This is a genomic window from Roseateles saccharophilus, from assembly GCF_004342485.1.
In the GTDB taxonomy this organism is placed as follows: Bacteria; Pseudomonadota; Gammaproteobacteria; order Burkholderiales; family Burkholderiaceae_C; genus Pelomonas; species Pelomonas saccharophila.
Genome location: NZ_SMBU01000005.1, coordinates 189,041 through 214,648, shown reverse-complemented (window position 1 = coordinate 214,648; position 25,608 = coordinate 189,041). Strand labels below are relative to the sequence as shown.

General features: G+C 69.7%; 18 protein-coding genes. 5 read left to right on the top strand and 13 right to left on the bottom strand.

Annotated features, from left to right (window positions below; genetic code table 11):
* Positions 1 to 65: 65 nt before the first annotated feature.
* Entirely contained in the window at positions 66 to 1,193 is a 1,128-nt protein-coding gene (locus EV671_RS06730) for an ABC transporter substrate-binding protein (protein ID WP_132570520.1), read from the bottom strand.
* Between the two features lie 93 nt (positions 1,194 to 1,286).
* A complete protein-coding gene (locus EV671_RS06725; RefSeq protein ID WP_132570519.1) occupies positions 1,287 to 3,998 on the bottom strand; it encodes a sensor domain-containing diguanylate cyclase in 2,712 nt (903 codons plus the stop codon).
* Between the two features lie 104 nt (positions 3,999 to 4,102).
* Here EV671_RS06725 and EV671_RS06720 point away from each other — a divergent pair, with 104 nt between their 5' ends.
* Positions 4,103 to 4,648: a DinB family protein gene (locus EV671_RS06720; RefSeq protein WP_132570518.1), complete on the top strand. Its 546-nt coding sequence runs from the start codon at positions 4,103 to 4,105 to the stop codon at positions 4,646 to 4,648.
* 1 nt (position 4,649) lies between these two features.
* Here the strand turns inward: EV671_RS06720 and EV671_RS06715 are convergent, their stop codons facing one another.
* Positions 4,650 to 8,189: an indolepyruvate ferredoxin oxidoreductase family protein gene (locus tag EV671_RS06715; protein WP_132570517.1), complete on the bottom strand. Its 3,540-nt coding sequence runs from the start codon at positions 8,187 to 8,189 to the stop codon at positions 4,650 to 4,652.
* Positions 8,190 to 8,380: 191 nt separating this feature from the next.
* Here EV671_RS06715 and EV671_RS06710 point away from each other — a divergent pair, with 191 nt between their 5' ends.
* Entirely contained in the window at positions 8,381 to 8,851 is a 471-nt protein-coding gene (locus EV671_RS06710; protein WP_132570516.1) for an Lrp/AsnC family transcriptional regulator, read from the top strand.
* A gap of 87 nt (positions 8,852 to 8,938) precedes the next feature.
* Positions 8,939 to 9,952, top strand: coding sequence for a sensor domain-containing diguanylate cyclase (locus EV671_RS06705; protein WP_132570515.1), 1,014 nt, complete (start codon positions 8,939 to 8,941; stop codon positions 9,950 to 9,952).
* Between the two features lie 5 nt (positions 9,953 to 9,957).
* Here the strand turns inward: EV671_RS06705 and ccsB are convergent, their stop codons facing one another.
* From ccsB to EV671_RS06690, 3 genes are all read right to left on the bottom strand, one after another.
* The gene (gene ccsB, locus EV671_RS06700) at positions 9,958 to 11,307 is read right to left on the bottom strand and encodes a c-type cytochrome biogenesis protein CcsB (RefSeq protein WP_132570514.1); all 1,350 of its coding nucleotides are present in this window, start codon (positions 11,305 to 11,307) and stop codon (positions 9,958 to 9,960) included.
* Entirely contained in the window at positions 11,304 to 13,391 is a 2,088-nt protein-coding gene (locus EV671_RS06695; protein WP_243655607.1) for a cytochrome c biogenesis protein ResB, read from the bottom strand. The genes ccsB and EV671_RS06695 overlap by 4 nt, the downstream gene beginning before the upstream one ends.
* 76 nt (positions 13,392 to 13,467) lie before the next feature.
* Complete coding sequence (locus EV671_RS06690) at positions 13,468 to 14,088, bottom strand: c-type cytochrome (protein ID WP_132570513.1); 621 nt, start codon at positions 14,086 to 14,088, stop codon at positions 13,468 to 13,470.
* A gap of 70 nt (positions 14,089 to 14,158) precedes the next feature.
* On the opposite strand from EV671_RS06690, the gene yihA reads away from it, so the two are divergent.
* Positions 14,159 to 14,908: a ribosome biogenesis GTP-binding protein YihA/YsxC gene (yihA, locus tag EV671_RS06685; RefSeq protein ID WP_132570512.1), complete on the top strand. Its 750-nt coding sequence runs from the start codon at positions 14,159 to 14,161 to the stop codon at positions 14,906 to 14,908.
* 3 nt (positions 14,909 to 14,911) lie between these two features.
* Here yihA and EV671_RS06680 read toward each other — a convergent pair whose 3' ends face one another.
* The 7 genes from EV671_RS06680 to aptA form a co-directional block, all read right to left on the bottom strand.
* The gene (locus EV671_RS06680) at positions 14,912 to 16,918 is read right to left on the bottom strand and encodes a DUF1631 family protein (protein WP_165917488.1); all 2,007 of its coding nucleotides are present in this window, start codon (positions 16,916 to 16,918) and stop codon (positions 14,912 to 14,914) included.
* Positions 16,919 to 17,404: 486 nt separating this feature from the next.
* The gene (gene groL, locus EV671_RS06675) at positions 17,405 to 19,054 is read right to left on the bottom strand and encodes a chaperonin GroEL (protein WP_132570510.1); all 1,650 of its coding nucleotides are present in this window, start codon (positions 19,052 to 19,054) and stop codon (positions 17,405 to 17,407) included.
* A gap of 97 nt (positions 19,055 to 19,151) precedes the next feature.
* Positions 19,152 to 19,442, bottom strand: a complete 291-nt coding sequence (gene groES / locus EV671_RS06670; protein ID WP_056874394.1) for a co-chaperone GroES — start codon at positions 19,440 to 19,442, stop codon at positions 19,152 to 19,154.
* A gap of 129 nt (positions 19,443 to 19,571) precedes the next feature.
* Entirely contained in the window at positions 19,572 to 19,715 is a 144-nt protein-coding gene (locus EV671_RS06665; RefSeq protein WP_132570509.1) for a DUF4382 domain-containing protein, read from the bottom strand.
* Between the two features lie 85 nt (positions 19,716 to 19,800).
* Positions 19,801 to 21,141, bottom strand: a complete 1,341-nt coding sequence (locus EV671_RS06660) for a S8 family serine peptidase (RefSeq protein WP_207911101.1) — start codon at positions 21,139 to 21,141, stop codon at positions 19,801 to 19,803.
* 402 nt (positions 21,142 to 21,543) lie between these two features.
* Entirely contained in the window at positions 21,544 to 23,034 is a 1,491-nt protein-coding gene (locus EV671_RS06655) for a CoA-acylating methylmalonate-semialdehyde dehydrogenase (RefSeq protein ID WP_132570507.1), read from the bottom strand.
* A 17-nt stretch (positions 23,035 to 23,051) separates the two neighbouring features.
* On the bottom strand, positions 23,052 to 24,419 hold the full coding sequence (aptA, locus tag EV671_RS06650; RefSeq protein WP_243655606.1) for an omega-aminotransferase AptA: 1,368 nt from the start codon (positions 24,417 to 24,419) through the stop codon (positions 23,052 to 23,054).
* Between the two features lie 103 nt (positions 24,420 to 24,522).
* Here aptA and EV671_RS06645 point away from each other — a divergent pair, with 103 nt between their 5' ends.
* Positions 24,523 to 25,476, top strand: coding sequence for a LysR family transcriptional regulator (locus tag EV671_RS06645; RefSeq protein WP_132570505.1), 954 nt, complete (start codon positions 24,523 to 24,525; stop codon positions 25,474 to 25,476).
* The last annotated feature ends 132 nt before the right edge of the window (positions 25,477 to 25,608 follow it).

Here is a 25,608-nt window from a genome sequence, read left to right as displayed (position 1 = left end):
GACGAGTTACCGGGCGTGAGGCGTCAGCCGCCGGCAAGCAAGTAACCGGATGCAGCGGCGCCGGCTCAGCGCAGGATCTTGCCCTCGGCCGTCAGCATGCTCAGCTCGACGAAGCTGGAGCCGACATGCTTGGCCGGCCCGAAGCTCAGGCGGTAACCGCGCGACTCGTAGCCGGACAGGGTCTCGAGGGCGCTGATCAGGCCCTCGCGCGTCGGGTGGCCGCCAAGGCGGCGCAGCCCGTCCACGATGACGCGGGCGGCGATATAGCCCTCGATGCTGGTGTAGTTGGGCTCGGCCTTGGCGTCGAGCTTGTGCAGGGCCAGCTGGTAGTCGTTGACCAGGCCAACGGCGGTGCCGAAGGGCGAGGGCATGACCTGCGAGATGACGACGCCGGCAGCCTCCTTGCCGAGCTCGTCGGCCAGGGCCTGGGTGCCGACGAAGGAGACGTTATGGAACTGGCCGCCGTAGCCGGCCCTGCGGGCCTCGCGGATGAAGGCGGCGCAGCTCTTGTAGGCGCTGATCTGCACGATGGCCTCGGCTTTGGCGGGCACCAGGGCCTTGACGGCCGCGGCCACGTCGACGCTGTTGCGCTCCACGGTGGCGACGGCCGCGGGCTGCAGGCCGCGCTTGTCCAGCGCGCGCTGCACGCCCTTCAGGCCGGCCTGGCCGTAGGCGTCGTTCTGGTGGAAGACGGCGATCCTCTTCAGGTCCAGCTGGGTCAGCTGCTTGACGATGAGTTCGGTCTCGTCGTAGTAGGAGCCGCGGATGTGGAAGACCAGCCGGTTGAACGGGTCGCGCAGGGCCTCGGCGCCGGTGAAGGGGGCGATGAAGGGGAGCTTGGCCTGGGTGGCCAGCGGCAGGGCGGCCAGCGAGGTGGGCGTGCCGACATAGCCGAACAGCGCGAACACGTCCTCCTGGATGAACTTCTCGGTGTTGGCCTTGCAGCGAGTGGGTTCGTAGCCGTCGTCCAGGGTCTTCAGCACGATGGGCATGCCGCCGACGCCGCCGGCCGCGTTGACGGCGTCGAAATAGGCCTTGGCGCCCAGCTGCATCTGCAGGCCGAGCTGGGCGGCGGGGCCGGTCAACGGGACGGACTGGCCGAGCACGATCGCACGCCGCTCCTGGGCGCGTGCGAGAGCGGCGGGCAGCGCGAGGCTGGCCAGGGCGAGTTGGGCTTGGCGGCGGGTCAGCATGGGCGGGCATGATGCCGCAAGCAGCCGGCGGCTTGGCATCCGTTCGACGCGCGACGGGCACAGAGCGTGAATACGCCCTGGCTGAAACGTTCCCTAACCGGTACTTGCGCGGGCGCGGCCGGAGCGCTTGTTGGCGAACATGGCTTCGTCGGCATGGCGCATCAGCTCGTCGGGCGAGCGGCCGTCGGCCGGGAAATGGGCCAGGCCCAGGCTGCTGCCGACGGCCACCTGCACGCCCTTGCTCAGCGTGATCGGCCGGCTCAGCGCGTCCAGCATGCGGCTCAGCGCCGGCCCGGCCTCGGCGGCGGCCTGCTCGGGCGTCAGCAGCACGACGAATTCGTCGCCGCCCAGGCGGGCCACGGTGTCGCTGGCGCGCAGCCCCGCCTGCAGGCGGGCGGCCACCACCTTGAGCACCTCGTCGCCCGCGTCGTGGCCATGGGTGTCGTTGATTTCCTTGAAACCGTTCAGGTCCAGATAGGCCAGCGCGAACACATGGCCGCTGCGTTCGGCGCTGTGGATGGCCTGCCTGAGGCGGTCGGCCAGCAGCAGGCGGTTGGGCAGGCCGGTCAGCGCGTCGTGCAGGGCCGCGCGCTCCATGCGCTCCTCGTGGGCCTTGCGCTGCGTGATGTCCAGCATCATCCACAGCGTCGCGCCGCCGCTGCCGGGCAGCTCGACGCCGGAGATGTCGACCCAGATCAGCGAGCCGTCCTTGCGGCGCATCTGCTGCTGGGTGCGGAAGCGCCCGCCACTGCGCAGCTGCGGGTAGGCCAGCAGGCCCAGCGTCTGGAAGGCGGTGTCGTCCGGGTAGAGCAGCCGGGCGGGCGCGTCGTGCAGCTCCTCGGCGTCGTAGCCGAACATGCGCTCCAGCGCGCGGTTGTGCCAGACCGAGCGGCGGTCGCGGAGCTTGACGATGCCGACGAGGTCGCTCTCCAGCATGGCCTGCTGGTCCAGCGTCAGCTGGTGCAGCTGCTGGCGGATGCGGTGGGTCTCGCTGATGTCGAACATCACGGAGCGGCTGCGCAGGAAGGCGCCGCCGGCGTCGTAGATGGCCGTGGCAGACAGGCTGACGCGGCGCGTGCGGCCCTGGCGGCCGGTGAGGTCGAACTCCAGCCCCGACACCCGCCCCTCGCGGATGAAACGCGGGAAGGCCTCGTCGAACAAGAGCTGGCCCTCGGGGCTGAAGAAGTCGCGCGGACTGGTGCGGCCGATCAGCTCCTCGGCCGTGCAGCCCAGCCAGCTCAGGCCGAGGGCGTTGATCTGCAGGAAGCGGCCGTTGCCGTCCAGCGCATAGTAGGCGCAGGGGGCGTTGTCGTAGAGGTCCTGCAGGCTCTGGCGGGCCTCGTCGGCCTGGGCCTGCAGGGCCTTGCGGGCGGTGATGTCGGACTCGATGACCATGAAGCCGGTCAGTTCGCCCTCGGTGCCGCGCAGCGGCTGGATCTCGATGTCGGCCCAGTAGTAGCGGCCGTCTTTGGCGCGTTTGCACAGCTCGCCGGTGCAACCCATGCCCACGTTCATCGCCTCGAACATGCCGTGCACGGTGTCGGCATTCGTGCGGTCGGAGTGCAGTAGCGCGTCGGGGCGCTGCCCCTGGGCGTCGGCCAGCGTGTAGCCCGTCATGCGCGTGAAGCCGTCGTTGACCCAGGTGATGCAGTGCCCGGTGTCGAGGATGAGGACGGCATTGGTCGTGCCGCTGGCCACCTTGGCCAGGCGCGCCAGGTCGGCCGTCATGCCGCGCGCCATCTCCTCGGCGCGCGCGCGGCCCGCGGCCAGCAGATAGACCGTCACGGCCAGCAGCAGGCTCAGCAGCGATCCGCCCAGCGCCAGGCCGACGCCGGACAGCCCCAGCAGGCGCGCAGCGGCGTCGTGGGTCAGCGCGGCGTCGAGCTCGAACTCGCAGCCGTCGATCGTGAAGCGCACCGACTCGGCCGTGGGGGCGTCGCCGAGCGTGTAGTCCGGCAGTTCGTCCAGCGGCAGCATCTGCCCCTGGCGGGTCGCCAGCAGCGGCGCGAACTCGCCGCCCGAGGCGCGCGCCGACAGCTTCAGGTCCAGCAGCTGCGCGGCCTGGTCGGCCGTGCCCTTGAGCAGTTCGCTGGCCACGAACGGCGCGTACAGCACGCCGAGCAGGGCCGCCCGGCGCTCCGCCGGCGAGCCCGGGTCGCCGGCCTGCCTGTAGACCGGCACCAGCATCAGGAAGCCGGGGCCCTTCTGCGGATCCTGCATCAGCGGCAGCGGCCCGAACAGCATGACCTCGCCGCTGTCTATGGCCCGCTCGATGGCCTGGCGGCGCGGGACGAGCGCGCCGGAGTCGGCGCCCCAGGCCTGGGCGTTGCGCTCCAGCGGCTCGATCTGCGTGACGATGTAGTGCGTCGGGCCCTGGCCCAGGTCGTGCACCTGGAAGTCCGGCGCATCGCCGCGCCGCCGGGCCGCGACGAAGGCGTCGAGATCGGCCTGCTCCACCCTCTCGATGAAGCCGAAGCCGCGCACGCCGGGGAACTCGCGCGGCAGGTCGCGCGACCCGACATAGGCCCGGAAGGCCGTGCGGCTGGCGCGCCCCTCCAGCGCCGCCAGCGTGCCGCGCGCGCCCCTGAGCCCGTAGACCGGCATGGTCAGCTGCCTGACGAGGTCGGCATGCAGCCGTTCGATCTGGCGGTCCTGCAGGCTGCGGGTCTCGGTGCTGGCCCGATGCTGTTGCCACAGGGCCCCAGCCGCCGTCAGTGCAAGGCCGATGGACAGCACCACCGCCGCGGTCACCCACGCGGTCGTGCTGATCGTGTCGGGCCCGGTGTAGCCGTCTCCGATGCGCAAGTTGTCTCTCGTTATTGGCGCAGCGAGGGCTGCGCGGACATTGAAGCATGTCCGGCCGCCGTCGTCAGCCTCGCCCGGGCCGTGGCGGCGCACAATTTGCTGTCATGAATCTGTTCCTGACCCAGGCCCGGGCCAGCCGCCTGGCCAACCGCCGCCTGCTGGGCGCTGTGGCAACGCTGTCGGATGCCGACTTCCATGCGCCGCGCACCAGCTTCTTCCCCAGTCTCGCGCTGACGCTGAACCACGTCCTCAATGTCGATCACTACTACCTCGCCGCCCTGCACGGCGACGCGGCCATGCGCGGCATCTGGGCGAGCTATGTGCCCGCAATCACGGCGCTAGCGCTGGCCGGGCGCCAGGACGAAAGCGACGCCCGCCTGGTCGCCTTCTGCGCGGCCCTGAGGCCCGGCGACGAGGACCGCCGCGTCGCCTTCGACCGCGGCGCGGGCCTCGAGAACGGCCCGCGCGAGCCGGTCGGGCGGGTGCTGGCCCACCTCTTCATGCACCAGACCCATCACCGTGGCCAGGCGCATGCGATGCTGGCCGGCACGGCGGTCAGGCCGCCGCAGCTGGATGACTTCATCCTGCTCGGAGACAGCGTGTACCGTCTTGACGACATGGCGGCGCTAGGCTGGGAAGAGCCGGTCTGACTCAGAGCTCCGCCACGCCCTTGACCCGCACCGCCATCGCCACCGGCTGAGCCGCCACCTCCGCCGCACGGCCGTGGAAGCGGTCCAGCAGCAACTGCCATTGCTGCTTCACCGCGAGGACGTTGGCCTGCTTCACATGGCCGTAGCCGCGGATCTTTTCGGGAAGGCGGGCCAGGTCGACGGCGGTGTTGAGATTGTCTGCGGCCAGTGACTTGAGCACGTCGTCGATCAGGGCCTCGTAGTCGGCGATCAACTGGCGTTCCATGCGGCGCTCCTCGGTCCTGCCGAAGACGTCCAGCGCGCTGCCGCGCAGGCCCTTGAACTTGGCCAGCCACTTGAACGCCGTGAACGTCCACGAGCCCATCTCGATCTTCTTCGCACGGCCGTCGGCACCGGGCTTGGAGATCAATGGCGGGGCGAGGTGGAAGCTCAAGGATTCCCAGTTTTCGAACTGTTCCTTCATCGCGGCCATGAAGCGGCCGTCGGTGTACAGGCGCGCGACCTCGTATTCGTCCTTGATGGCCAGCAGCTTGGCGTAATAGCGGGCCACGGCCTGCGTCAGCCGCTGGCCCTTGCCAAGCTTGGCTTCCTCACTGCGCACGCGGTCCACCAGCGCGCGGTAGCGGGCGGCGTAGGCGGCATCCTGGTAGTCGGTCAGGAACTTCGCGCGCCGCTCGATCAGGCCGTCAGGGCCGTCGAGCTGGTCGTAGTTGAAGAGCCTGACGACATTGACGTCGCCGGCCAGCCTCGCGATGGCGTCCGGCGCCGCGATGGCCAGGCGGCCCAGCGAGAAGGCGGTCTTGTTGGCCTCGGCAGCGACGCCGTTGAGCTCGATGGCGCGCATCAGCGCGGCCTCGCTGACGGGGATCAGCCCGCGCTGCCAGCAGGCGCCCAGCATGACGATATTGCTGGGCAGGGTGTCGCCCATCAGGCGCTGGGCGATGTCCTGGGCGTCGATGGTGTTCAGCAGCCCGGCTTGATCGCCGACGGCGAAGCGCATCTTGGCCAGCAGCGAGTCGCCCTGCAGAGACGCGTCCGGGTTGCGCACGAAGCCGGCGGTCGGCAGCTCATGCGTGTTGGCGAGGATGACGGTGCGGCCGGGCTTGACGGTGCCCAACGCGTCGGGGCTGGCGCCGACGACCATGTCGCAGGCCAGCAGCACGTCGGCCTGCTGGGTGTCGATGCGCACCTGGTTGAGCAGATCCAGCGTCGGCGCCACGCGCACGAAGGACAGCACGGCGCCGCCCTTCTGCGCGAAGCCCATGAAGTCCAGCACCGAGGCCTGCTTGCCCTCGAGGTGGGCGGCCATCGAGACCAGCGCGCCGACCGTGACGACGCCCGTGCCGCCGACACCGGTGACCAGCAGGTCGAAGGGCCCGGTCCAGGGCCAGGCGGCCGGCGGCAGGATGGCGGCAAGCTCGCGCGCCAGGTCCTGCGGCGTGTAGCTGGCACCCGCCTTCTTCCTCAGCACCGGCTCGTGCACCGAGACGAAGCTGGGGCAGAAGCCGTTCACGCAGGAGAAATCCTTGTTGCAGCTGCTCTGCTCGATGGTGCGCTTGCGGCCCCAGTCCGTTTCTACCGGCACGACGCTCAGGCAGTTGCTGGCCACGCCGCAGTCGCCGCAGCCTTCGCAGACGGCTTCGTTGATGAAGATGCGCCTGGGCGGATCGGGGAATTCCTTCTTCTTGCGGCGGCGGCGCTTCTCGGCGGCGCAGGTCTGGTCGTAGATCAGCACCGTGACGCCTTCGATGTCGCGCAGTTCGCGCTGCACGGCGTCCAGTTCGCTGCGGTCGTGGAAGCTCGTGCCGGCGGGGAACAACCCGTGGTGTCCGTCGTACTTCCCGATCTCGTCGGACACGACGACCAGGCGCTTGACGCCCTCGGCCTCGACCTGGCGCGCGATCTGCGGCACGCTGGTCTGGCCGTCCACAGGCTGGCCGCCGGTCATCGCGACGGCGTCGTTGTAGAGAATCTTGTAGGTGATGTTGGCCTTGGCCGCGATGGCCTGGCGGATGGCCAGATAGCCCGAGTGGTAGTAGGTGCCGTCGCCCAGGTTCTGGAAGACGTGCTTCTCCTTCGTGAAGCGCGAGTGGGCGGCCCAGTCCACACCCTCGGCGCCCATCTGGATCAGGCCCGAGGTGCCGCGCTCCATCCAGCTCGCCATGAAGTGGCAGCCGATGCCGGCGAGAGCCCGCGAGCCCTCGGGCAGCTTGGTGCTGGTGTTGTGTGGGCAGCCCGAGCAGAAATAGGGCTGGCGGCGCACCGCGTCGGCCGCGTTGGACAGCAGCTGCGGCGTCAGGAAGTCGACGACGAGATGGCGGCGGTCCAGCGCGGGGTTCAGGCGCGCCAGCCAGTCGGCCACGGTGCCCATGATGCGGCTGGGGCGCAGCTCGCCGAGGGCGCTCAGCACCGGGCAGCCATGCTCGTCCGTCTTGCCGACGACGCGCGGGCGCTGGAAGTCGGGCAGGTGGTAGAGCAGCTCCTTGATCTGGCGCTCGACGACCGGCCCCTTCTCCTCGATGACCAGCACGTCGGTCAGGTTGCTGCAGAACTCGGTGATGCGCGTCGGCTCCAGCGGAAACACCAGGCCCACCTTGTAGACCCGCACGCCGGCCGCGGCCAGCGCATTGGGGTCCAGGTCCAGGCGCCGCAGCACCTCCATGAAGTCGTAGTGGGCCTTGCCAACCGTCACGATGCCCAGCGTGGCGGCCGGGCTGGTGACGATGTGCTTGTCGATGCTGTTGACCTTTGCGAAGGCCTTCACCGCGTCCAGCTTGTGCGCGAGGCGCGATTCGAGGTCGAGCGAGGGCAGGTCGACCGAGCGGATGTGCAGGTTGGTCGGCGCCGTGTAGTCGACGGCATGCTCGAAGTCCAGCGGCACCGCGTCCAGGTCCACGGTCATGCCGCTCTCGACGACCTCCGAGATCGCCTTGAAGCCCACCCAGGCGCCGGAGAAGCGGCTCAGCGCCCAGCCGTAGAGGCCGAACTCCAGGTACTCGGCCACATTGGCCGGGTGCACGAGGGGCATGCTCCAGGCCTGCAGCGCCTGGTCGCTCTGGTGGGGCGTGCTGCTGGACACGCAGCCATGGTCGTCGCCGCAGACCACGAGCACGCCGCCCTGCGTGCTGGTGCCGTAGACATTGCCGTGCTTGAGCGCATCGCCCGAGCGGTCCACGCCGGGGCCCTTGCCGTACCACATCGCGAACACGCCATCGACGCTGCGCTGCGGGTCCAACGCCACGCGCTGCACACCCAGGCAGGCGGTGGCGGCCAGATCCTCGTTGATGGCGGGCAGGAACTCGATGTGGGCGGCGGCCAGGAACTTCTTCGCCTTCCACAGCTGCTGGTCCACCATGCCCAGCGGGCTACCGCGGTAGCCGGACACGAAGCCCGCGGTGTTCAGCCCCGCGCGCTCGTCCTGCTTCTTCTGTGCCAGCAGCAGGCGCACCAGGGCCTGGGTGCCGGTCAGGAAGACGGCGCCGCTGTCGGCCGCGAGGTTGTCGCTGAGCTGGTAGGGGCGCAGGGCGGGGGTGTCGGCCATCTTGTCTCCTTTGGGGCGGGGAATTCTTCCCTCCAACCGCCGAAAGAACTTGCCTCAATGCCGGGTCTTCAGCGGCTGAATGAGATGATTCTTCTCCAAAGAGGCGATTTATCGAAAGCCCCCACGCTCGCGCTGCTCGCTGCCCCCCGAGGGGGCGCGTCAGTGGTTTCGGGCGGCCGGGCACCACTGACATGGAAACAAACCAACTCGACCGCGCCAGCCTGCAGATCCTCGAGGCCCTGCAGGCCGATGCGCGGCTGTCTACCCAGGCCCTGGCGGACAAGGTCGGCCTGTCGGCCACGCCGGTGTGGCGGCGCGTGAAGGAGCTGGAGGACCGCGGCGTCATCCGCGGCCAGGTCGTGCTGGTGGACCGCGAGAAGATCGGCCTGTCCATCCTCGTGCTGGCCAATGTCAGCCTGGTGCGGCACAGCGAGGGCGCGGTAGAGCAGTTCGAGCAACTGGTGTCCACGCGCCGCGAGATCATCGAATGTCACGCCATCACCGGCGAGGCCGACTACGTCATCAAGGTCGTCGCCGCCGACATGAAGGCCTACGACCTTTTCCTGCAGCAGCACATCTTCAAGCTGCCGGGCGTGGCCAGCGTGCGCAGCAATGTCGTGCTGCGCGAGGTCAAGTACGAGACGGCGCTGCCGGTGGGCTGACGCCCCCCCTCGAACAGGAGGCCCTGCATCCTCGGAGCAGGGCTCCGGCTTGCCTACAGTAGACCGGTCCGCCATTTGTTCCCGATCATGGATTCCCTGCTGCCCCAGCTCTCCACCGCCGTCTCCCAGGCCCGCACGCTGGAGGGGCTGGCCCGGCCGTTGCTGGAGATGCTGGAGGCCGTCACGGGCCTGGAATCGACCTATCTGACGACGCTGGACCTGGCCGGCGGCCAGCAGCGCGTCCTGTATGCGCGCAACACGCAAGAGCTGCAGATTCCCGAGGGCCTGACCCTGCCCTGGGGCGACACGCTGTGCAAGCGTGCGCTGGAGGAGGGGCGGCCCTACACGGACGACGTGCCCGGTGTCTGGGGCGACTCCGCCGCGGCGCGCGAGTTCGGCCTGCAGACCTTTGCCAGCACGCCGCTGCGCCAGGACGACGGCGCGCTATACGGCACGCTGTGCGCGGCCAGCTCGCAGCGCCGGCCGCCGAGCCCGCAGGCCGGGCAGGCGCTGGAGCTGTTCGCCCGCCTCATCGAGCAGCAGGTCGCGCGCGAGCAGCTCGTCGAGCAGTTGCGGCGGGCCAATGCCGAGCTGCAGGCCCAGGCCCTGACCGACGCGCTGACCGGGCTGATGAACCGCCGCGCGTTGATGCAGGAGCTGCGCCGGCTGACCGCGGTGGCCCAGCGCACCGGCCGCTGGCTGCTGGCCGGCACGGTGGACCTGGACGGCTTCAAGCAGATCAACGACACCCACGGCCACGACGCCGGCGACCGCTTCCTGTGCGGCGTCGCGGATGCGCTGAAGGCCGCGCTGCGCGCCGGCGACGTGCTGGCGCGCATGGGCGGCGACGAGTTCGTCGTCATCGGCCTGGGGCCGATGCTCAGCGAGGACGGGCGCGCCGCGGCCCAACTGCTGCAGCAGCGCCTGGCCGCGGCCACCGTCGGGCGCTATCCGGCCGGCGCGGTACAGCTGGACTATGCCGGCGCCAGCGTCGGCGTGGCCTGCATGGACCCGCAGCGCTCGGGCGTCGAGGAGGCGCTGCGCGAGTCCGACGCCGCGATGTACCGCGTCAAGGAGACGCGGCGACGGCCGCGGTATTGAGGCTTCTACAGCTTGCCGTAGCTGTGCAGGCCCGACAAGAACATGTTGACGCCGAGGAAGGCGAAGGTCGTCACCAGCAGGCCCACGAGGGCCCACCAGGCCGAGGCCATGCCGCGCAGGCCCTTCATCAGCCGCATGTGCAGCCAGGCCGCGTAGTTCAGCCAGACGATCAGCGCCCAGGTCTCCTTCGGGTCCCAGCTCCAGTAACCGCCCCAGGCCTCGGCGGCCCAGAAGGCGCCCAGGATGGTGGCGATGGTGAAGAAGGCGAAGCCCAGCGCGATGGCCTTGTACATCAGGTCGTCGAGCTGGGGCAGCTCCGGCAGGCGGGCGACCAGATGGCGGCGCAGCGCGATGCACAGGCCGAGGAAGGCCATCACGCCGGCGATCTTGGCGGCCCAGCTTTCCAGGCCCTCCGCCGTCTGCGGGCTGACGCCGGCCAGCAAGCGCACGGCCAGGATCAGCGCGACGATGAAGCCCGGCACGCCGACCAGGCCGATCAGCAGCGCGCGCTGCGTGGCCGACTTCAGCAGGAAGGCGAAGGCCACCATGGCCGCCAGCGAGAAGCTGCCGTAGCCGACGAAGTTGGCCGGCACGTGGATCTTCATCCACCAGCTTTGCAGCGCGGGCAGCAGCGGCTGGATCTCCTGGGCATCGCGGGCCAGCGTGTACCAGAGCAGGAAGCTGACCGCGCCGCTGACGACCAGCATCACATAGGCGCCCAGCGAGCGGGTCGCGAAGCGCTGCTCGTAGTAGAGGTGGAAGAGCGCCGTCATCCAGCTGAACAGCACGAAGACCTCGTAGAGGTTGCTGACCGGGATGTGGCCGATGTCGGGGCCGATCTGGTGGCTCTCGTACCAGCGCACCAGGGTGCCGATCAGGGCCATCAGCACGCCGCCCCAGGCGAGCTTGGAGCCGATGACCTCGGCCACGCTGTTGCGGCCCGCGCCGGTGAAGAAGCCGCCCCAGTAGAACAGCGTGCTCATATAGAACAGCAGGCTCATCCACAGGATGGCGCTCTGGCTGGACAGCAGGTATTTCAGCCAGAAGACCTTTTCGCCGGCGGCGAGGTCGGCGCCGAAGCCGTCGGTGTGCTGGGCGTAGAGCGAGATGGCCAGCAGCGTGGCGGCACCGGCCGCGACGCAGAGCAGCCGCAGCGGCTTCCAGAACCAGCCCAGCGCGACGATGGCCGGCATGGCGCACAGCAGGATGCCCTGCTCGTAGACGTTCATGCTGGCGTGGTAGCGGTTGAAGGCATAGGCGCCGCCGAGCAGCACGAGCACGGCGAAGGCCCAGTCCAGCATGTCACGCCGTTGCAGCGCGTGGCGCCGCGGCAGGTCGAAGGTGGTGGTGTTCATGAGCGCTCCTTGGGCTCGGCGGCAGGGATGACGGCTTTTTCCAGCTGGGCGAAGAGGACGGCGTTGTCCGGCGAATCGCGGGTGCAGGACATGGCCATGCGCACCTGCGAGCTGGCCGGGTCGGTGCCGGGCGCGATCCAGACCCACAGCCGCCTCTCCTTGATGTAGAGCATGGCGAAGACGCCGACGATGAGCAAGAGGGCGCCCAGATAGACCAGTTTCTGGCCAGGGGCACGCGCGACCTGGAAGACGCTGGCCTGCACCTGCTCGAAGTTCTCGAGCTGCAGCAGCATGGGCGTGGGGTAGTAGAGGCTGTCGGACAGCGACAGCACGGCCTGCGTCATGAAGGCCTGCACGGCTGCATCGGTGCCGGCGGGGGCGAGGCCGGCGTGCTCGCGGGCGAGCTGGTTGAGTTCGAACAGGCTGCCGTTCAGGATGCGCAGCAGCACCTCGGAGACGCGCTGGCGCTGGGCCTCGGGCACCTCGCGCTCGATGAACTGCGACAGTGCAGGCAGGCCGCCGCGGACTTCCTCGCCCGGCTTGGCCGCGGCGCCGGAGAACAGCGTCAGCGCGCGCTGGGCGGTGGTCTGCAGCTGCGCCTTCAGCTGCGGCTGGGTGGGCGGCGCCGCGCTGGCGGCGTAGGCGCGCGCGGCGGCGTCGCGCAGGGCCGGGTCGGCCAGGGCCTGGCGCAGGCGCAGCCAGCCGGCGAGCTGGCCGTTCTCGTCGGCCGGCATGCGCAGGTAGCGGAAGTTCTCGGCCAGCGTGTCGCGCACGCCGGCGAGGAAGACCTTCTGGCCGTCCAGCTCGACCGGCAGCATGTAGTTGTTGAACTCGCGCGCCTGGCCGGCGGCGTCGCGCAGCAGATAGCTGAACGAGGGGCCGATGTTGTGCAGCGCCTTGTCGGCGCCGCCCTTGGCGCCGCTGCCCAGGTGCTTGCTCAGGCGCTCGCCGAGATCGACGCGGCGCACGTCGGTGCCGTTGGCGCCCGCATCGGCCGCGAGGTTCTCGACGTTGATGACGCGCAGGCCGGAGAGCTCGAGCGTCTGGTCGCCGAAGGCCAGCTTGCCGCCGACGCGGCCCTCCAGCCTGACGGGCTCGCCGCCGGCCAGCGGCAGGCCCTTGAGCTGCAGCTTGGAGCCGCCGTCCTCGAAGCTGCTCTGGTAGATCGCGACGCCGTCGTGGATGACGGGCTCGTTGACCTTGACCGTGGCCTCGCGGCTCGCGCCGCCATCGTGGATGACGATGTCGCTGACGAAGCTCTTGGGCATGCCGGTGGGGTAGTAGTCGACGCTGAACTTCTTCAGCTCGATCTCGAAGGGCAGGTCCTGCAGCACGACGCCGCTGGGCAGGCTGAGCACGGCCAGCCCCGAGCGCTGGTTCTCGGCGACGGAAAGATTGCCGCGGAAGCTCGGGTTGGCGGTGGACAGGCGGTGCTCGGGCCGGATGTCGGCCATGAAGCCGGAGCCCTTGTAGAGCTGCTTGCCCTGCGCCCACATCGCCAGCTTGACCATGGCGTTGCCGTCCATCACGCCGCCGATGAGGATGAGGACGATGGCCGAGTGGGCGGCCAGATAGCCGATCTTGTTGGCCGCGCCACGGCGGGCCGCCACCATGATGCCGTGCTCGCGCTGCTGCACGCGGGCCTTCCAGCCCAGGGCCGTCAGGGTCTTGCCGATCTCGGCGAGCGCCATCTGCGGGCTGCTGGGCAGTGAGGCTATGGCCTTGTGGTGGTGGGCCTGCAGCGACTGCTCGCGCACGCCTTCCTTGTAGCTGCGCAGGTCGGCCAGGATCTTGGGCGTGTTGCGGATGATGCACAGGCTGGTCGAGACGACCAGGAAGGCCAGGATGGCGAGGAACCAGGGCGCGCTATAGACCGTGAAGAGGTTCAGGCGGCCGAACAGCTCGGCCCAGAAGGGGCCGAACTTGTCGATGTAGTTGCCCATCGCCTCGCCCTGGTTCACGACGGTGCCGATGACCGACGAGATGCAAATGACGGTCAGCAGCGTGATCGCGAAACGCATGGACGCGAGCAGGTCCAGCAGTTCGCGGGCGGCCGAGGGGCGGGGGAGTGAGGCGGAGGACATCGGGATCGAGAGTGTGGGCCAAGAAAAAAGGCCGGTGCGTGACACCGGCCTTCGTTCCTCGAGGCTTGCGCCAGGTTCAGCGCAGGCCGGCGACGTAGTCGGACACCGCCTTGATTTCCTTGTCGTTCATCTTGGCGGCGATGGCGACCATCATCGGGCCATTGGCGCGTGCGCCGCCGCGGAAGGCCGTCATCTGCGCCTCGACATAGTCGCCATGCTGGCCGCCGATGCGCGGGTACTGGGCCGGGATGCCGGCGCCGGTCGGGCCGTGGCAGGCCGCGCAGGCCGGCACATTGCGCTCGGCGATGCCGCCGCGGTAGATCTTCTCGCCCAGGGCGACGGTGTCCTTGTTCTTCGCGAAGCCGGGCTTGGCGGTCTTGCTCGCATAGAAGGCGGCGACATTGCGCACGTCCTCGTCGGACAGCGGCGCGGCCATGCCGCTCATGACGGGGTTCTTGCGCTTGCCGGACTTGAATTCGGTCAGCTGCTTGACCAGGTATTCGGCATGCTGGCCCTGCAGGATGGGGTTGGCCGGGCTGCCGCGCGAGCCATCGGCCGTGTGGCAGGCCGCGCAGACCTGCGACGAGATGGCGCCACCCTTGGCGAGGTCGGGCTTGGCCGGGGCAGTCGCCGGCTCGTTTGCGTGAGCCGTGGCAGCCAGGATCAGACTCGACAGGAGAAAGGCGACAGTCTTCATGGATGAATAAGGTTCCGTTGGGCGCAACCTGCAAATTTTACAATGCTGAATCACTGCGTCCGACAACACCATGACCAACGAAATCCCTGATGCAACGCCCGGCGAGGCCGTCACCGACAAACTCGCCCTGGCCTGGACGCATACCGCCCGCTTCCTGACGACGGCCAGCCAGCTGGTCCATCTGCCGGCGACCGAGCTGCCGGAGATCGCCTTCGTCGGCCGTTCCAACGCCGGCAAATCCACCGCCATCAACACGCTGGCCCAGCAGAAGCGCCTGGCCTTCGCGTCCAAGACGCCGGGCCGCACCCAGCACATCAACCTGTTCCAGCTCGGCCCCAAGGACGCGCCCGACGCGCTGTTCGCAGACCTGCCGGGCTATGGCTATGCGGCGGTGAACAAGTCCGCCAAGCAGCGCTGGCAGAAGGTGATGGCCGACTACCTCGAGATCCGCCGCAGCCTGTCGGGCGTCGTGCTGATGGTGGACTCGCGGCTGGGCCTGACCGACCTCGACAAGCAACTGCTCGATTTCGTCGCGGCCCGCGTCGCCACGGGCGAGATCCGGCTGCTGGTGCTGCTGACCAAGTCGGACAAGCTCAACCGCAAGGAGGCCGACGCGGCGCTGCGCGCGACGACCGAGTTCCTGGGCGGCATGTCGACGGAGAACTCCGACGTCGCGGTGACGCTGTTCTCGGCGCTGAAGAAAAGCGGCGTCGGCGATGTCGCGGTGGCGCTGCGCGAGTGGGTGCTGGCGCATCGGGTGCCCGACGCGGTGCCTGACTCGGTTCTCGAGGCCGCGCCTGCGGTCCAGGCCGAGGACTGAGCCTCAGCCGCCGTCCAGGGCGCTCATCAGCGTGTCGACGGCACGCTGCAGGACGCTGTCGTCGTCCAGCGCCGCGATGAGGCCGTTGGCCAGCAGCGCCTCCAGCGCCTTGCGGGTCAGGGACAGGCGCTCTTCCGGGTCGCGGCCGACGAAGAGCACGTATTGCCGGCCTTCGCTGAACCAGGCGATCTGGGCCGTGTGCCAGCCGCCCTGGATGAAGAGGTGGAACCAGTGGCCGATCTGCAGGCCGTCGATCCAGCGCTGCAGCGCGGCGCGGGCGTCGGGCGAGTCATTCTCGTTGTAGAGCTGCACCGGCACCGTCGGCAGCTCGCCGCGGTCGACGTCGGCGCTGAGCCAGAACGAGGGCACCTGGGAGTCGCGCTCCTCCATCAGCCGCTTGACGATCTCGTCGGCCGAGGCCGGCGCAGCGCTGCCCGGCGTTGCCGGCCGGGGCGGGGCGGGGCGGCGCTCGGCCGGGTCCAGCGCCGGCAGGCCGCGCAGCAGCCGGGCGTGCTGGTTCATCAGCTCGCTCAGCGCGGGTTCGCGCTTGGGCACGGGCAGGTTGATGCTTTCGCAGCCGGCCACCAGGCGTTCGACGAGCACCGGCAGGCGCATGCGCAGGGCCTCGCGGTCGGCCAGGTCGCGCGGCGTGCTGAGGCTGTCCAGCAGCGCGTCGACCAGCTCCATCGCTGCCTGGGCCTCGCGGGAGTCGCGGCCGTGGCGCACCATGGCCGCGACGATGACGTCCACCCAGCAGGTCTGCAGGAAGCGGTGCATGCGCGGGCCCAGCGGCGCGCCGATGATCTGGTGGTCGATCTGCTCGCGCAGCAGCTCGCGCCATTCCTTGCGCTGCTGCTCGCGCTCCAGCGCGGCCAGGGCCACGGCATTGCGCTCGCTGCTCTGGCGGGCCTGCTGGCCGATGCGCGCCTCGACGCGGGCCAGCACCTGCTGGAACAGCGCAGCGGTCGGCGTCGGTGCGTCGACGAGGAACTGGGCCTCGGCCTCCATGAAGCGCAGGAAGTCGACGAGGCGCTCGTCGTCGGCGCGCTCGAAGGCCATGCCATGGGCGGCGACGCGGTTCAGCAGCGCCCAGGTCGGGTGGTCCTGGCTGCGCAGCAGGCTGGTGTCGCTGCGCGCCAGGCGCACGACGGCGATCTGCAGGCGCGCCAGCAGCGCCTTCAGCGGCGGCAGCAGGCGCGGGTCGGCCAGGATCTGGTCGTAGAGCCGGCTCAGCATGTCCGGCCCGGTCGAGCGCACGAAGGGTGCCGGCGCGTCGGGGCGGGCCTGGGCGGCAGCCAGGGGCTGGGGGCGCGAGTTCACGGCGTCGACGCGCCGCGACAGGCCGTCCAGCGTGCCATGCGAGGCCGCCAGGCGCTGGCGGGCCAGCGGGTCGCTCTGCGCCTGGCCGTGCGAGGCGACCATGGCGCTGAGGTCGGCCGCGTGCAGCATCGCGCAGGCCTGGGTGTACTGGCGGTGCAGGGCCTTGGCCAGCGGCGTGGCCGCCACGCGCATCAGCTCGTACTGCGCCTGGGCGCTCAGCGGGCTGGCTACCAGGGCCCGGTGCAGCGCGTGGGCGTACAGCGCCGGACGCAGCGGGTTGTCGCGCTCGCGGGCGCGGGCGATGCCGCGCAGCGCGGCATAGAAGTTGCCGATCTGGTGCAGCTCGGCGCGGCTGGCGTCCTCGGCGGCATGCGCGACGTGGGCGATGGCGACGTCCTGCAGGGCCTGGTGCTCGTCGACCAGGCTGAGGCTGTCGAGGCCGCCGAGCGGGCTTTGCAGGCGGTTCAGCGGATCCTCGCCGCGGCGCCCGGCCTGCAGCAGCGTGATGAGCTCGCCTTCGAAGTCGGCCGCGAAGTTCGTGCGCACCTTGCGCCAGCCCTCGCGCAACGGGAAGTGCTGCGGCTGGGCATCGAGTTCGTCCTGAACCACGTTCAGCAGCTCGCGCGCCAGCGGCCCGGCCTCGGTCAGCGCGTGGTCGAGCAGGGCGTGGGGATGCAAAGAGGTGGCCATGAACATCGTGTGACGAAGGGGTGAGATTATCCGGCGCCAGACTGGTGCGTTCCGGCCTGTTGCCGTCTCTCACATTCCCCGATTCGCATGGCAAACGCCGCAGTTCATAACCTTTTCACGCTTTTCCAGGCCGGGCGCCCTGCCGGGATGACCGCCGCGGCGCGCACGCTGCTAGCGCGGCATCCGGCGGACGGAGCCCTGCGGAAGGCGCTGTCCGTCGCGCAGCAGATGCCGGGCGAGGACGCGCTGCCGGCCTTCGAGCGCGCGCGGGCGGCCCGGCGCCGCGCCGATCTCGCTCCGGGGCCCGAGCTTCATGCAGACGCTGGGCCTGGCGGCCGGCTGGGTCGCGGCGGACGAGGACGAGCATCTGCGCCTGGACTGCGAGCCCCCTTTGCGAAGCGCTGCTGCGTCTGATGCCGCAATGAAAAAGGGGCTGCGCGAGCAGCCCCTTCGTTCGTCAGCGACGGGTGTGTCGCCGGCGTGGACTTACATGTCCATGCCGCCCATGCCGCCCATGCCACCCATGCCGCCGGGCATGCCGCCGCCGGCAGCTTCTTCCTTCGGGGCCTCGGCAACCATGCACTCGGTCGTCAGCATCAGCGACGCGACGGAGGCGGCGTTCTGCAGCGCGGTGCGGGTCACCTTGGTCGGGTCCAGGATGCCCATCTCGATCATGTCGCCATAGGTGTCGTTGGCGGCATTGAAGCCGTAGTTGCCCGAACCGGCCAGCACGGCGTTGACGACGACGGAGGCTTCACCACCGGCGTTGTAGACGATCTCGCGCAGCGGGGCCTCGATGGCCTTCAGGACCAGCTTGATGCCGGCGTCCTGGTCGGCGTTATCGCCCTTGATCGCGCCGGCAGCTTGCTTGGCGCGCAGCAGGGCCACGCCGCCACCGGCGACGATGCCTTCCTCGACGGCGGCACGGGTGGCGTGCAGCGCGTCTTCCACGCGGGCCTTCTTCTCCTTCATCTCGACTTCGGTGGCGGCACCGACCTTGATGACGGCCACGCCGCCGGCCAGCTTGGCCACGCGCTCTTGCAGCTTCTCGCGGTCGTAGTCGCTGGTGGCTTCCTCGATCTGGATGCGGACCTGCTTGACGCGGGCCTCGATGTCGCCGGCAGCGCCGTTGCCGTCGATGATGGTGGTGTTTTCCTTGCCCACTTCGACGCGCTTGGCCTGGCCCAGGTCGGCCAGCGTGACCTTCTCGAGCGACAGGCCGACTTCCTCGGCGATGACCTTGCCGCCCGTCAGGATGGCGATGTCTTCCAGCATGGCCTTGCGACGGTCACCGAAGCCCGGCGCCTTGACGGCGACGACCTTCAGGATGCCGCGGATGGTGTTGACCACCAGGGTCGCCAGGGCTTCGCCCTCGACTTCCTCGGCAATGATCAGCAGCGGGCGGCCGGCCTTGGCGACGGCTTCCAGCGTGGGCAGCAGGTCGCGGATGTTGGACACCTTCTTGTCGTACAGCAGCACGAAGGGGTTGTCCAGGATCGCGGATTGCTTTTCCGGGTTGTTGATGAAGTAGGGCGACAGGTAGCCGCGGTCGAACTGCATGCCTTCGACGACATCCAGCTCGTTGTTCAGGCTCTTGCCGTCTTCGACGGTGATGACGCCTTCCTTGCCGACCTTGTCCATCGCGTTGGCGATGATCTGGCCGACGTCGGCATCGCTGTTGGCCGAGATGGTGCCGACCTGGGCGATTTCCTTGGAGGTGGTGGTGGCCTTGGAGGCCTTCTTCAGTTCGGCGACCAGGGCGGCGACCGCCTTGTCGATGCCGCGCTTCAGATCCATCGGGTTCATGCCGGCGGCCACGTACTTCATGCCTTCGCGGACGATGGCCTGGGCCAGGACCGTGGCGGTCGTGGTGCCGTCACCGGCGTTGTCGCTGGTCTTGGAAGCGACTTCCTTGACCATCTGGGCGCCCATGTTCTGGAGCTTGTCCTTGAGCTCGATTTCCTTGGCCACGGACACGCCGTCCTTGGTCACGGTGGGGGCGCCGAAGGAGCGCTCGAGCACCACGTTGCGGCCCTTGGGACCCAGGGTCACCTTGACCGCATTGGCCAAGATGTTCACGCCTTCGACCATGCGGGCGCGGGCTTCGCCGCCAAAGATCACGTCTTTTGCTGCCATTTGAATTCTCCGAATCTAAATTGGGGTCAGAGTCAATTTCTCTGAGTCGGTTGAGGACAGAGCTCGCGCTGCGCGCTTCGGTCTGTCCCGCAAGGCATTACTTTTGAACGACGGCGAAGAGGTCCTCTTCGCGCATGACCAGCAGTTCCTCGCCGTCGACCTTGACGGTCTGGCCGGAGTACTTGCCGAACAGCACGCGGTCGCCGACGGCGACGTTCAGGGCCACGAACTCGCCCTTGTCGTTGCGCTTGCCCGGGCCGACGGCCAGGACTTCACCCTGGTCGGGCTTCTCGGCGGCGTTGTCGGGGATGACGATGCCGGAGGCGGTCTTGGTTTCCTGTTCCAGGCGGCGAACGATCACGCGATCGTGCAGGGGGCGCAGCTTCATGGGATCTCCTTCAGAGTTTGAACCGCAGCGATCACGGTCCCTTTGGGCCGTGATTGCGTGAAAAAACGGGGCCGAATCCTCGGCCCGATTTCGTTAGCACTCGAATGCGGCGAGTGCTAGCAACGAGGATTATAGGGACGGAGTGAGACGATTCAAGCGGGGGCGGTTGTCATTGGCCGCCAGGACCAGCCGCATCTGCGTGTAGTGCCCAGTGGGCAGCGAAGCCTGGCCGAGTTCGCTGAGCACGCCGTTGGTCAGCGCGAGCAGGCCCACCCGCCTGGCGGGCGAGCGTCAAGGTCATGAGGGCGGCTCCCGCAACTGCGGCGCGGCGCTTGAAAACGGAGGGGATGGGCTTGGGTTACGGCAGATCGTCGGCGTCGCTCCGCAGCCCCTCGCCGACAAGGCCGTAGCCGAACACCGGATCGCGACCCGGCTCGCCCAGATCGCGTGCCGTAGCGCCCAGCGCCTGCACGGCCGCGGCCGCCAGCCGCGGATCGGGCTGCGCCAGGCGCCGCGCCAGCAGGCCGGCCACCAGGGGCGCGGCGAAGGAGGTGCCGCGCACGGGCCGAAAGCCCCGCGTGCCCTGGGCGGCGGCGGCCAGTTGCGAGCCGGGCGCCGCGAACTGCACATGCGGCCCGCGACCCGCCTCGGGCAGCACATGGCGGTGGGGGTCCACACCGGTCACGGCAACCACGCCCGGGTAGGCGGCCGGGTACAGCGGCGGCGCTGCAGGCCCGTCGTTGCCCACCGCGGCGACCAGCAGATGGCCGCGTGCGACGAGGGCGGCCACGGCGTGCTCCAGCAGCCGGTTGGGTGGCCCGACCAGACTCAGGTTGATCACCGGCACGCGCTCGCGGGCCATGCCGGACAGGGCCACGACGACGGCCTCGGCCGAGCCGCCGGCCGGGTCGTCGCAGTAGACGTCGGCGGCAAACAGCTGGTAGCCCGGCGCCGCGCCGGCAAACGGCGCCAGGCGCCCCACCAGCAGCGACGCCACCGCGGTGCCATGCGCGCTGGGGTGGGGCTGGTCGCAGCCCGAGCGCCGCAGATGTATGTCGCGCAACGCCGGATGTTCGCCGTCCACGCCCGAGTCGATGAGGCCGACCCGGGCCTCGGCACCCGCCGACGGCGCCCCGCTGCCCGGCGCGGCGGCAAGGTCCGCTCGGGGCCCGGTGATGCCGCCGGCATGCTGGTAGAGGTGGTTGAAGTCGGCGTCGGGGTCCAGTCGCCGCAGTGCTTCCAGCCCGGCCGCGCCCGGCATCCCGGCCGGGATGCCGAGGACGACGGCGGTGAGCCCCAGACCCGTCAATGTCGTTCTGCGCAGGCGCAGGAAGCCCGCCGATGCCGCGGCGTCCAGCAGGGCGGCGGAAGGATCCAGCACCACCAGTTCGCCGCGGCGAATGGGCGCGCCTGCCGGATCGCGATCAATGACCGCGGGGTTGCGCCTGACCAGCTCGTCCACCGCCTGTTTGCGCGCCTGCGCCAATTGCTGGGCGGTCTGGGCCTGCGCGGGCAACTCGTCGAGCCGTCCCAACGCACGGCCCTGGTCCAGCCCCTGGGAGCCCGGAAACGGGTTCCCCAGGCCGTGTGGCAAGCCAAGCGGCCGGCCTGCGGCCTGGGCACCGCTGGACAGCAGCGCGACGAGCGTGGCGAGCACGGCGCCGCGCGCGAGGCGGGATGGGTGGTGGCGGGGCGGCACGGCTTGCTCGGCGGGCGGGGACGGGACTCGGTTCATCTGCGCTTGACTTCCGACTTGCAGGCGTGGTGCGCCTCATTGGAATCTGACGGCGCTGCGCCACTGGTTTCCAGTTGCTTCGCAACGCAAGCGATTTGAACAAAGCGCCCGGCCGCATTGTCAGCGCGCGGCTGGAGGCACTTCGAGGCCGCGACGAGACCGGCGCCAGGGACACGACGCCGGCCCGTGTGCCGCTCGGCGTGCGACGCGGCCTTCCGAGCCCACGTAGACGATGTCGGTGAAGCGCGAGCCGGGGCGCTTGGGATCGGCGAGGTCGATCCCGAAGCCGCCGAGGTTCATGCGGCGCGCGGCCTTAATCGCCTTCCGGAGCCAGCGCCGCGCGCTCGGCGGCAGGCCCCCAACGCCTTATTTGCTGGACGGGAAGGCGAACACCGCGCTCTCGCGCACGCCGGATGAAGGCCAACGCTGCGTGATCTGCTTGCGCCGCGTGTAGAAGCGCACGGCGTCGGGGCCGTAGGCATGCAGGTCGCCGAACAGCGAGCGCTTCCAGCCGCCGAAGGAGTGGTAGGCCACCGGCACCGGCAGCGGCACGTTGACGCCCACCATGCCGACCTGGATGTGGTCGGTGAAGTGGCGGGCCGCCTCGCCGTCGCGCGTGAAGATGCAGGTGCCGTTGCCATATTCGTGGGCGTCGATCATCTGCATGGCCGCCTCCAGGCTCTCGACACGCACGATGCCCAGCACCGGGCCGAAGATCTCCTCCTGGTAGATGCGCATGCCGGGCTTGACGTCGTCGAACAGGCAGGGGCCGAGGAAGTAGCCTTCCTCGTGGCCCGCCACCTTCAGCGTGCGGCCGTCGGCCACCAGCGTCGCGCCCTCGGCGACGCCCTGGTCCACATAGCCGCGCACCTTGTCGAAATGCGCCTTCGTGACCAGCGGGCCCATGTCGCAGCCGGCCATGGTGCCGGGGCCGACCTTCATCTTCGCGATCTCGGCGACGATGCGCTCGCGCAGCGCGTCGGCCGTCGCGTTGCCGACGGCGACCACCAGCGGGATGGCCATGCAGCGCTCGCCGCAGGAGCCGAAGGCGGCGCCCATCAGCGCGCTGACGGTGTTGTCCAGGTCGGCGTCGGGCATCACGACGGCGTGGTTCTTGGCGCCGCCCAGGGCCTGCACGCGCTTGCCGTGGGCCGTGCCGGTCGAATAGATGTATTCGGCGATGGGCGTGGAGCCGACGAAGCTGACGGCCTGCACGCGCCGGTCCGTCAGCAGCGTGTCGACGGCCTCCTTGTCGCCGTGCACGACATTGAGCACGCCCGGCGGCAGGCCGGCTTCCAGCGCCAGCTCGGCGATCAGCAGCGTGCTGCTGGGGTCGCGCTCCGAGGGCTTGAGCACGAAGCTGTTGCCGCAGGCCACGGCCATCGGCCACATCCACAGCGGCACCATGGCCGGGAAGTTGAACGGCGTGATGCCGACGCAGACGCCCAGGGCCTGGTGCTCGCTCCAGGCGTCGATGCCGGGGCCGACGTTGCGGCTGTGCTCGCCCTTGAGCAGCTCGGGCGCGTAGCTGGCGTACTCGACGTTCTCGATGCCGCGCTGCAGCTCGCCCAGGCTGTCGGCCAGCACCTTGCCGTGCTCGTCGGTGATGAGCTGGCAGATGCGCTCGGCGTTGCTCTCCAGCAGCTCCTTCAGGCGCGACATGACGCGCGCGCGCTTGAGCGGCGGCGTGTTGCGCCAGGCCGGGAAGGCGGCCTGGGCCGCGGCGATGGCGGCCTCGACGGTGGGGCGGTCCGCCAGCGGAACCTGGTTGCCGACGCGGCCGGTGGCCGGGTTGAACACGTCGGCGCGGCGGCTGCCGCCGTCGACCCGCTGGCCGTTGATGAGGTGCTTGATCATGAGTGGGAGGATGGGATTTAAGCGGTGGCGTTGAAGCTGTCGCCGAGGGCGGCGATCAGCGACTGGATCTCGGCCTCGGTGCTGATGAAGGGGGGGGCGAGCTGGATGGTGTCGCCGCCGTAGCGCACGTAATAGCCCTTGCGCAGCATGTCCATCGCGATCTGCCAGGGGCGCTTGGCGGGCTCGCCGGGTGCCGGCGCGACGGTGATGCCCGCGGCCAGGCCGTAGTTGCGGATGTCCGCCACATGCCGGGCGGTGCGCAGGCTGTGCACGGCGGTCTCGAACACGGGGCTGAGCTCGCGCACGCGCTGCAGCGCGCTGTCGCGCTCCAGCAGGTCCAGCGAGGCCAGGCCGGCCGCGCAGGCCACCGGGTGGGCCGAGTAGGTGTAGCCGTGCGGGAACTCCAGCATGTAGTCGGGGCCGCCCTGCTCCATGAAGGTGTCGTAGATCTCCTGCCTGGCGACGACGATGCCCAGCGGCTGCGCGCCGTTGGTGATCTGCTTGGCGGCGGTCAGGATGTCCGGCACGACGCCGAAGGCGGCCGCGCCCGTCCACTGGCCGCAGCGGCCGAAGCCGGTGATGACCTCGTCGAAGATCAGCAGGATGTTGTGGGCCGTGCAGATCTCGCGCAGGCGCTGCAGATAGCCCACCGGCGGGATGACGACGCCGGCCGAGCCCGAGAAGGGCTCGACGATGACGGCCGCGATATTGCTCGCGTCGTGCAGCGCGATCAGCTGCAGCAGTTCGTCGGCCAGCGCCGCGCCCTTCCATCCATCGGGCGCCTCGGCCGGTGGCATGCCCTTGTGGAAGCTGCCGTTGGGCGGCTGGGTGTGGGGCAGGTGATCGGCCTCCACGGCTTGGCCGAAGGTCTTGCGGTTGCCGACGATGCCGCCGACCGAGATGCCGCCGAAGTTGACGCCGTGATAGCCCTTGGCGCGGCCGATCAGCCGCGTCTTGCCGGCCTGCCCCTTGGCGCGCCAGTAGGCGCGGGCCATCTTCAGCGCCGTGTCGGCGGACTCGGAGCCCGAGCCCGTATAGAAGACCCGGTTCAGGCCGGTGGGCATCTTCTCGACGATGCGGTTGGCCAGCTCGAAGGACAGGGGGTGGCCGAACTGGAAGGCGGGCGAGTAGTCCAGCGTCGCGACCTGGCGGCCGACCGCCTCGACGATCTCCTCGCGCGCATGGCCCAGGCCCGCGCACCACAGGCCCGAGAGGCCGTCGAAGACGCGGCGGCCGTCGGTGGTCGTGTAGTAGCTGCCCTCGGCCGACGCGATCAGGCGCGGGGCGGCCTTGAATTCGCGGTTGGCGCTGAAGGCCATCCAGTGGGCGTCCAGCCAGCCGTCGGGATGCTGGACGTCGGCGTTGGAGAGGAGGGGTTCTGGCATTGCGACTTCCTTGCGTTGGCCCGCCGCGCGGGGATTCGCCGGCATGTTGCATGGACGAAAACTTGCGGAAAATGATCGTGTATCAATGTCAACTTGCTAGGGTATGAAACCAAAGCCTAGCCTGCCGGGCCAGATCGCCGATGTCGACCTGCGGCTGCTGCGCGTCTTCAAGTCCGTCGTCGAATGCGGCGGCATGGCCGCGGCCGAACTGGAGCTCAACGTCGGCATGCCGACGATCAGCCGGCAGATCAAGGACCTCGAGGAGCGCCTGGGCCTGGTGCTGTGCCGCCGCGGCCGGGCGGGCTTCGCGCTGACGGCCGAGGGCGCGGCCCTGTACGCGGCGGCGCTGCAGCTGCTGTCGGCGACGACCGACTTCCGGGCCAGGCTGGAGGACATCCATCAGCGCGTCGCCGGCGAGCTGCACCTGGCCGTCTTCGAGAAGACCGCCAGCAACCCCGCCTGCCATATCGACCGGGCGCTGGAGCGCTTGCACCGTGCGGCGCCTGACGTCAGCCTGCATGTCCATGTCGGCACCATCGAATCCATCGAGCAGGGCGTGCTGAGCGGGCAGTTCCAGCTCGGCGTCGTGCCCGAGCACCGGCCCTCGGCCAGCCTGGCCTACCGGCGCCTGTTCGCCGAGGCCATGCATCTGTACGCCGGCGCCGGCCACCCCTGGTTTGCCGATGCGCCCGACCGGACCTGGGCCGACCTGCAGGGCCAGCCGCTCGCGGGCCTGGGCTACCACTCGCCCAATATGCTGCTGGCCCACCAGAAGCAACTGCAGCGTCAGGCCACCGCGTCCGACCAGGAGGGCGTGGCCCTGCTGATCCTGACCGGTTGCTTCGTCGGCTTCCTGCCCGAGCACTACGCCCGCCCCTTCGTCGCGGCCGGCCGCATGCGGGCCGCCGCGCCGGGCGTGCTGGGCTATGAATGCCAGTTCGTCTGCGTGCACCGCAACGACCCTCCGCCGACCCGGGCTGCGCGCATGCTGCTCGACCTGCTCGAGGAGACGCACGCGCCAGATGAAACTGCCCTTCGCCAGATCTCGCCGCGCTGAACAAGGGCTAGGCGGTCGATCTTGCGGGCCGGTTTGCTCGCGCCGCAGCCACCCGGCGAACGCATCCCGCGCAACGCGTGTGATAGGTCTGGCCCAGGATGGAAGTCGAGCTTCTTGCGGCCAAAAAAATGA